Source organism: Psychrobacillus mangrovi (genome assembly GCF_037104765.1).
GTDB lineage: Bacteria > Bacillota > Bacilli > Bacillales_A > Planococcaceae > Psychrobacillus > Psychrobacillus mangrovi.
In genome coordinates this window covers 70,455-79,534 of record NZ_JBAWSY010000014.1, presented here as the reverse complement: position 1 = coordinate 79,534, position 9,080 = coordinate 70,455, and the positions used below count along the sequence as shown (strand labels likewise).

6 protein-coding genes and 1 rRNA gene are annotated in these 9,080 nt (G+C 34.4%); all 7 read right to left on the bottom strand.

Going from position 1 to position 9,080, the window contains the following annotated elements; translation table 11 throughout:
* A 16S ribosomal RNA gene (locus WAX74_RS15670) occupies positions 1–63 on the bottom strand; the annotation flags it as partial.
* A gap of 265 nt (positions 64–328) precedes the next feature.
* On the bottom strand, positions 329–1,435 hold the full coding sequence (locus tag WAX74_RS15665) for an HD-GYP domain-containing protein (RefSeq protein ID WP_336498610.1): 1,107 nt from the start codon (positions 1,433–1,435) through the stop codon (positions 329–331).
* A gap of 111 nt (positions 1,436–1,546) precedes the next feature.
* On the bottom strand, positions 1,547–4,075 hold the full coding sequence (gene gyrA, locus WAX74_RS15660) for a DNA gyrase subunit A (RefSeq protein WP_336498609.1): 2,529 nt from the start codon (positions 4,073–4,075) through the stop codon (positions 1,547–1,549).
* Between the two features lie 27 nt (positions 4,076–4,102).
* Complete coding sequence (gyrB, locus tag WAX74_RS15655; RefSeq protein ID WP_336498608.1) at positions 4,103–6,025, bottom strand: DNA topoisomerase (ATP-hydrolyzing) subunit B; 1,923 nt, start codon at positions 6,023–6,025, stop codon at positions 4,103–4,105.
* A gap of 313 nt (positions 6,026–6,338) precedes the next feature.
* A complete protein-coding gene (gene recF / locus WAX74_RS15650; protein ID WP_336498614.1) occupies positions 6,339–7,454 on the bottom strand; it encodes a DNA replication/repair protein RecF in 1,116 nt (371 codons plus the stop codon).
* A gap of 1 nt (position 7,455) precedes the next feature.
* The gene (gene yaaA / locus WAX74_RS15645; protein WP_336498607.1) at positions 7,456–7,683 is read right to left on the bottom strand and encodes a S4 domain-containing protein YaaA; all 228 of its coding nucleotides are present in this window, start codon (positions 7,681–7,683) and stop codon (positions 7,456–7,458) included.
* A gap of 99 nt (positions 7,684–7,782) precedes the next feature.
* Complete coding sequence (gene dnaN / locus WAX74_RS15640; RefSeq protein WP_336498606.1) at positions 7,783–8,919, bottom strand: DNA polymerase III subunit beta; 1,137 nt, start codon at positions 8,917–8,919, stop codon at positions 7,783–7,785.
* Positions 8,920–9,080: the final 161 nt, after the last annotated feature.

The window sequence follows — 9,080 nt, the reverse complement described above, 5'->3', positions numbered from 1 at the left end:
GACTTGCATGTATTAGGCACGCCGCCAGCGTTCGTCCTGAGCCAGGATCAAACTCTCCATAATAGAGAACTTAAAAAGCTCATTTTGTTTTGCTGGCATCATCATTAAATGATGTCAAAATTGTTTGTTTTCTGACTAACCGAAGTTAGTCTATCAAGCTATATGTCTTAACGTTTTGCATGTTCAGTTTTCAATGTTCATGTTGCCGTCTTGTTTTGACGACTTCTCTATAATACCAAGATACGATGAACATGTCAACACTTTCTTTAAATAAAATATAAAACTCTTTCATTATCATTAAAGGTAAGGAAAGAGCTCTACAGATTAATTACACAAGTGCTTCTATATAAATCGCTCGTTTTACAGTTATATCAATAATTTCACCAGTTTCAGTTAATCGGATCATTGGTCTGAATGGTGCGTCTCTATGTAGAAAAACTACTTCTCCTATTTCTCCATTAGATAAAAGTACTCGAGTAGAAATAGGTACTGCCCCTACTAATGAAATTAAAGCATTTACAACTTGAATATTATATTTACCAAACTCTTCTTCTTTAATCATTTCTAATACTTTAAAAGGAGAGCTTTTTGCTCGATATATCCTTTCGGATGTCATTGCGTGAAAAACATCGGCAACTGCAATTATTTGAGAGTAAATCGAAACGTTATCCATTTTTTCACCCTTTGGATATCCGCTACCATTTAATCTTTCGTGATGTTGAAAAATAGCTAGCTTCATTTCTGGTTTAAGTAACGGACTATCTTTAATCATCTGAAAACTATAAATGGTATGTTTCTTAATCTCTGAAAAATCTGCTTCTGTTAAGTGAGATTTTTTGTCTCTAATTTTAGGATCTACTTTTGCCATCCCTGTATCAGCCATTAAACCTGCCGTAGCTATTTGAATGATTTCCCCTTTTGAATAGTTTAGTTTCTTAGCTATCGCACCACATAGTATTCCTACAGCGATTGAGTGATGAGCTATATACTTATCTTTAGTAGAATAATTATTTAAATAAAAAAGAGATTGTCGATCAGCCGATGCTTTTTGTACTAATGGCATGATGATATTTCGCAACTTTGTTACATCAACCTTCATACCTGATTCCCACGCTAAAAATTCCTTATGATAATTACTAACTGCATCGTTATACAATTGTACAAAGTTTGCTTTAATTTCAGGTGAACTTTCTTCTCTTATTGCTTTATTTGCTTTTTCATCATTTAGTCTCATTAACTCTTCATCAGATCTATTAAACATATTATCTATAGCTATTGGAACTTTGTTTATATTAAAAGCACGTAATACTTGTATATGCTCCCTCAATATTTTAGTATCTTTTCGAATAATAGGAGTCTTTGTATTGACTAGAATATCTTCAGCAATGGTACTGCCTAGTCTTAGTTCTTCTAGATTCTCTAATATATAATCCATTATACTCACTCCTTTTGTCCTTTTAATTTCCTTAATTATACTAAATCTTCACGATTTTTGTATATGTAAAAAAAACACCCCTAAGCAAACAATTGCTTAGGGGTAATTTATTTATTCATCTTCTTCTATTGATGATTCTTCTTCAACATTAATGGAATCCTCAGTCTCCACTTCATTTAAAGAATCCTCTTCCTCTATTTCTTCATCATCATCTTCTTTTTTAACTTTTGCAACGGTTGCAATTAATTCATCTTCTGCTAATCTCATTAATCGGACACCTTGAGTACTTCTACCTGTTACAGAAATATCACTAACGTCCATGCGGATAAGCATACCGTTTATTGTAATTAGCATTAAATCTTCTGTTCCATCTACGGCCTTAACAGCACATAATGGTCCATTTTTTTCTGTGATTTGACAAGTTTTTACGCCCATTCCACCGCGACTTTGTAAACGGTATTCGGATTCTGGTGTACGTTTTCCATAACCATTTTCCGTTACGACTAAAATTTCTTGATCAGGTTCAATAATTTCCATACCTACTACATAGTCATCATCTTTTAGTCGAACACCTCTAACACCACTAGCCGTTCTTCCCATTGAACGAATGTCTGTTTCTTCAAATCGAACTAATTTCCCTTGGCGTGTTCCGATAATAATTTGCTTGCTTCCATCTGTTAAACGTACAGCAATCAACTCATCTTCCTCACGCAAGGAAATAGCTATCAATCCATTTGCCCGAATGTGAGCAAAACCAGTTACAGGAGAACGCTTGGTTACACCATGTTTAGTTGTGAATATGAAATAATTATCCTCTTCAAAAGATGCCATTCGAATCATTGCTGTAACTTGTTCATCTTTTTCGATACCTAGCAAGTTAACAATCGGTAAACCTTTTGCTGTACGTCCGTATTCAGGAACTTCAAATCCTCTAGCTCGATACACTTTACCTTTATTAGTGAAAAATAAGATTGTATCGTGGGTAGATGTGTACAGTAGATGTTCTACAAAATCATTCTCGTTCGTACCCATCCCTTGAACTCCACGGCCACCGCGTTTTTGGCTCTTGTACGTATTTGCAGGTAATCGTTTAATATATCCTTTATTTGTTAAAGTTAAAACAGAATTTTCAACTGGAATCAAGTCTTCATCCTCTAAAACTTCTGCTCCTCCTGCAACAATTTCAGTTCTACGTTTATCTGCATAACGATCTTTAATTTCTGTAATCTCATCTCGTATAATCTCAATTACTCTATATTCATTTGCTAAAATAAATTTTAACTCTTCGATTAATTTAACTAAAGAAGTATATTCATCTTCAATTTTATCACGTTCTAAACCTGTTAAACGTTGTAAACGCATATCTAGGATTGCTTGCGCTTGACGTTCTGATAAATTGAAGTTCTCCATTAAACCATTTTTTGCTTCTTCTCCAGTTTGAGAAGATCTAATTAATTTAATAATTTCGTCTATGTGATCTAAAGCAATTCGTAATCCCTCTAAAATATGTGCACGATCTTCTGCTTTATTTAACTCAAATTGAGTACGACGACGGATAACTACTTTTTGATGCTCAAGATAGTAGTAAAGCATTTCTTTTATGTTTAATACTTTTGGTTGGTTTTCTACAAGTGCTAGCATATTTACACCAAAACTAGATTGTAGGGCAGTTTGTTTATATAAATTATTTAATAGTACGTTTGAGTTAGCATCTTTTCGAACTTCGATGACAATTCGCATACCATTACGGTCAGATTCATCAGCTAAATGGGTAATGCCATCAATTTTTTTATCTCGAACCAACTCAGCAATTTTCTCTATTAAACGTGCTTTATTTACTTGGTACGGTAGTTCTGTAACGATAATTACTTCTTTACCACTAGCTTTATGTTCAATTTCAACCTTTGCACGAATTAATACTGATCCTCTACCTGTCTCATAAGCACGACGAATACCACTACGACCTAATATTATCCCACCAGTAGGAAAATCAGGGCCAGGAATAATAGACATTAGCTCTTCAATCGTAATTGCAGGGTTCTCAGACAATGCTAAAACTCCATCAATTACTTCTCCTAAGTTATGAGAAGGGATGTTTGTTGCCATCCCTACTGCAATCCCTGAGGAACCATTTACAAGCAAGTTTGGATATCTACTAGGTAATACTATAGGTTCTTTTTCTTGGCCATCGTAGTTATCTTTATAATCGATTGTGTTTTTATTGATATCTCGTAACAACTCTAATGCAATCTTAGACATACGAGATTCTGTATAACGCATGGCAGCTGCTCCGTCTCCATCTACAGACCCGAAGTTACCATGACCATCTACTAACATATAACGATAACTAAAATCTTGTGCCATACGTACCATTGCATCGTAAATAGAGGAGTCACCATGTGGATGGTATTTCCCCATTACGTCTCCCACTATACGAGCAGATTTTTTATGAGGTTTATCCGGCGTATTCCCTAACTCTTGCATACCATATAAAATTCGTCGATGAACAGGTTTTAAGCCGTCACGAACATCTGGTAATGCTCGGGATACAATAACACTCATTGCGTAATCAAGGAAGGATGTTCTCATTTCTTGACTAATATTGATCCCTTTAACACCTTTATTCGGTATTTCCGACATTCTCAAGACCTCCAGTCACACACTTACTTAAATATCTAAATTCTTCACGTACACAGCATTTTCTTCAATAAATTGACGTCTTGGTTCTACGTCCTCACCCATTAATTGTTCAAATATAGTATCTGCCTCCATGGCATTATCTAAGTTTACTTGAAGCAATGTACGAGCATCTGGATCCATTGTCGTTTCCCAAAGTTGGTCTGCATCCATTTCACCCAAACCTTTATATCGTTGAATATTTGGTTTAGATGTTTTAGGTAAACGATCTAAAATTTCTTTTAGTTGTTCGTCATTATAGCAATATTCCACATGTTTCCCTTGTTTTACTTGATATAAAGGCGGTTGTGCTGCATATACATACCCTGCCTCGATTAATGGTCTCATAAAACGGAAGAAGAAAGTAAGTAGTAAAGTTCGAATATGAGCTCCATCAACATCAGCATCGGTCATAATAATAATTTTGTGATAACGAGCTTTTTCTAAAGTGAATTCTCCACCTATTCCAGTGCCCAGTGCAGTAATCATTGCACGAATTTCAGCATTTCCAAGTATTCTATCTAAACGTGCTTTTTCAACGTTTAATATTTTCCCACGCAATGGCAAAATAGCTTGGAAGTGACGATCTCGTCCTGATTTTGCTGACCCACCAGCAGAGTCACCTTCTACGATGTACAGTTCACTTTCTGCTGGAATACGAGATGAACAGTCAGCTAATTTTCCAGGTAGACTAGAAACTTCTAAAGCTGATTTTCTTCTGGTAAATTCACGTGCTTTTTTTGCAGCAACCCGAGCTCTTGCAGCCATCAAACCTTTGTCCACTATTTTTCGAGCAATCTGTGGATTTTCTAATAAAAATCGATCAAATCCTTCGGAAAATAAACTATTTGTAATGGTACTCACTTCTGAGTTTCCGAGTTTTGTTTTCGTTTGTCCCTCGAATTGAGGATCTGGATGCTTAATGGATACAATTGCTGTTAGTCCTTCTCGAACATCGTCACCTGATAAATTGGTATCTGCATCTTTTAATAAACCATTTTTTCTAGCGTAATCGTTTATTATACGAGTAAGGGCTGTTTTGAATCCAGACTCGTGTGTTCCACCTTCATACGTATTAATATTATTTGCAAATGATAAAATATTTGATGAATATCCTGCATTGTATTGCATAGCAATCTCAATAGAAATTCCATCTTTTTCACCTTCTACAAATATTGCTTCCTCTGTAATAGGTTCTTTTGATTTATTTAAATCTTCTACGTATGATTTTATTCCGCCTTCATAATGATATTTAACGGACTTTTCTTGACCTTCTCGTTCATCTGCAATCGTAATTTGTAATCCACGATTCAAATAAGCCAATTCGCGAACACGATGAGCTAAAATATCAAATTCATATACAGTTGTTTCTGTAAAAATTTCAGCGTCTGCTTTAAATCGTGTTGTTGTTCCATTTTCTTCGGATTCACCAATAACTTCTAAAGGTGCAACTACATCTCCGCGTCCAAATTTAATACAATGAATCTTTCCATCTCGTTTTACATATACTTCTGTAAACTCAGATAACGCATTTACAACAGAAGCACCAACACCATGAAGCCCACCGGATACTTTATAACCTCCACCGCCAAATTTACCTCCAGCATGGAGAACGGTCATGATTACTTCAACAGCAGGTTTTCCCATTTTTTCTTGCGTATCAACAGGTATACCACGGCCATTATCTTCTACTCGTATCCAATTGTCTTTTTCTATTGTAACGATAATATGATCACAATAACCTGCAAGTGCTTCGTCAATACTGTTATCAACGATTTCCCACACAAGATGGTGAAGTCCCTTTGAACTAGTTGTACCAATATACATCCCTGGACGTTTTCTAACAGCTTCTAGTCCTTCTAACACTTGTATCTGATCAGCATCATAATGTGATTCTAATTCTTTTTCTTCCATAGCCAACTTGCTCACCCACTCTTTCATTACTTCAATAATGGTGAATAAAAAATTATGAATATATTTAAAATCCTAAAAACTAATATTTACAGACTGTAGACCAAACTTGAACTTATTTTTATTTAGAATAGAACAGGTTTTCCGAAGTTTTCCGAAGCTTTCCGCGGGCATCGAGCGGACGCTTCCCCAAACCAATAAAATCTGCCTTATAATTTTCTATTTACTCAGGAAAAATAATCTTGAGAGAATAGAAAACGACACGAGCCAATTAGCTAACTGCCTTTTGTCTTCAATCTGTTTAGTTTTTAGATTATTATTTTATTACAACTGCTCCTTGTTCCACATGAAACAATTGTGCCTGTTGAATGGTTTCATGTGTAAGACCGTCCACACTTGTGGTCGTAACAAATGTTTGAACATCACCTTGTATAGTATTTAACAAATGTGACTGTCTATAATCATCGAGTTCAGATAAAACATCATCCAGCAATAAAACAGGAGCTTCACCTACCTCCTGTTTTATCAATTCAATTTCTGCAAGCTTCAACGATAATGCCGTTGTACGCTGTTGTCCTTGAGATCCATATGTTTGTACATCGTAGTCGTTAACAAAAAATTGAAGATCATCTCGATGAGGACCTGTAAGGGTTATGCCTCTATCTAATTCTCTTTTTTGGCTTTCAAATAATTTCTTTTCTAGAAATTCTTTCATCTCGCTTTCAGACCACTCTGCATGTATACCAGAGGTTGTTTTATAGGACACGGTCAACTTTTCCAAACCTCTAGAAATACCAAGATGAATCGGTTCAGCCCATTTTTGTAATAAATCCATGAACTGATATCTTTTTTGAATAACTTTTATAGCTGCATCTATATATTGTTCTGTATATACATCAAACATGACATCATTTAACATTGATTTCCCTTGATGCTGTTTTAAAATATGATTGCGTTGTTTTAATACCTTTTGGAAATGAAGTAAATCATGTAAATAAACAGGGGAAATTTGTCCGATTTCCATGTCAAGAAATCGTCTTCTGACTTGTGGACTACCTTTAACTAAATATAAATCTTCCGGAGCAAACATAACAACATTCAACTGTCCGATGTAATTGCTAAGCTTCGTTTGCTCGAGGTGGTTAACTTTTGCTTTTTTACCTTTTTTCGACAATAATAATTCTAAAGGTAAACGACCATATTTTTTTTGAATGTCACCTTTTATTTTACCATAGTCTGCTTCCCAGCGTATCAATTCTTTATCATTAGCTGTTCTATGAGACTTAGCCATTGATAAAACATAAAGAGATTCCATTAAATTTGTTTTTCCTTGAGCGTTCTCTCCGATAAAGACATTAATTTTAGAGGAAAAATCCAATTGAATTGAATCATAATTACGGTAATTTTTTAATTCTAATCGTTCAATGTACATATCAATCCCCGTTCTCTGGTCCAATCATTTGGAATCTTCCTACTCCTGGAATATTCACTATATCTTTATCTCGAAGTTTACGTCCTCTTCGTTGATCCACTTCACCATTTACATAAACAATATTTTCGCTTAAAAACCACTTAGCCATTCCACCCGAATCTATTGCATCTGTCATTTTTAATAATTGACCAAGTGTGATAAATTCTGAGTCAAAACGAATCTCTTCCAAAAGTAATTCAACCTCTTCTCATTTTCATTATCCCTTCATTTTACTCTAAAAAACAAAATAAGTAAAAAAGATAGTCACCGTAGTGACTATCCTTAAAAATTAATATGTTCGTACAGGTAATATAAGTTGCAAGATTGAGTCATCATGTACAGACTTCAACACGAATGGTCTCATTGCTCCTGAAAATAGAATTTTTATGTCTTGGCCATCAATTGCTTTAAGTGCATCCATCATATATTTTGCACTAAAGGAAATTTTTAATTCTTCTCCCTCAATTGACTCCGATTGAATTTGTTCTTCTACATTCCCGATTTCCGGTGAATTGGACGATACTTCAACAAGACCTTGTCCGATCGTTGTAAAACGAACTACATTGTTTCGTTCTTCTCTTGCAAGTAAAGAAGCACGATCAATTGCTTGCAGTAATGATTTACCGTTTACTATTATGGTCGTTTTATATTCACTAGGTATTAGTCTAGAAGTATCCGGATAATTTCCTTCTAGAAGTCTTGAATAAAATAAAACATCTTCTGTTTTAAACAAAATTTGTTGTTGTGTAATGACGATTGCTACCTCCGAAGAAGTTTCTTCTAAAATTTTGTTTAATTCATTTAAGCTTTTACCTGGAATAACCACTGTATATTCCTCATTCGGTAAGTCTTTAACAGCTGTTTTTCTTCTAGCAAGACGATGACTATCTGTTGCTACACAATGAAGTTCCCCATCTTTTACTACCCAGTTTACACCAGTAAGTACAGGACGACTTTCAGATGTCGATACAGCAAATACGGTTTCTTTAATGATTGATTTTAATAAATCAGATGGGATAAAAAATTGATGATTCTCTTCAATTTGTGGAAGTAACGGATATTCAGTTGCATCCAATCCAATTAAATTAAATTCAGATTTACCTGAACGTATATGTGTTTGAAATTGGTTTGTTACTTCAATCTCTACATCATTTGTTGGAAGCTTACGAACAATTTCATTAAAAACTCTTGCTTGTAAAACTATTGAACCTGTTTCTGCAATTCGAATTATTTGTTCCCCGTTTTTTTCTACAGGTATAAATGTTTGTATAGTGATGTCTGAATCACTTCCTGTAATGTAAAGTCCTGTATCTAAAACTTCTAATTTTAGTCCAGTCAATATTGGAATAGTTGTTTTAGAACTTACTGCTTTCATTACGTTATTTAATCCTTCTAACAAACTATCTCTTGTTATATCGAATTTCATTTTTTTACCTCACTTATATAATTATTATTTATTTAAAAGAATAATAGATATAGTAATAGGGCCTGTGGATTTGTTGATAACTCTATTTTTATCTACTTACATCTACTTATCCACATGTGCATAAGTTGTGCTTAAACAGGATAACATTTTAGGGACTTATC

What these genes read in the sequence shown, in the direction of transcription:
- gyrA (WP_336498609.1), bottom strand. Translation starts at nt 4,075, where the DNA reads ATGTCGGAAATACCGAATAAAGGTGTTAAAGGGATCAATATTAGTCAA.
- gyrB (WP_336498608.1), bottom strand. Translation starts at nt 6,025, where the DNA reads ATGGAAGAAAAAGAATTAGAATCACATTATGATGCTGATCAGATACAA.
- dnaN (WP_336498606.1), bottom strand. Translation starts at nt 8,919, where the DNA reads ATGAAATTCGATATAACAAGAGATAGTTTGTTAGAAGGATTAAATAAC.
- recF (WP_336498614.1), bottom strand. Translation starts at nt 7,454, where the DNA reads ATGTACATTGAACGATTAGAATTAAAAAATTACCGTAATTATGATTCA.
- WAX74_RS15665 (WP_336498610.1), bottom strand. Translation starts at nt 1,435, where the DNA reads ATGGATTATATATTAGAGAATCTAGAAGAACTAAGACTAGGCAGTACC.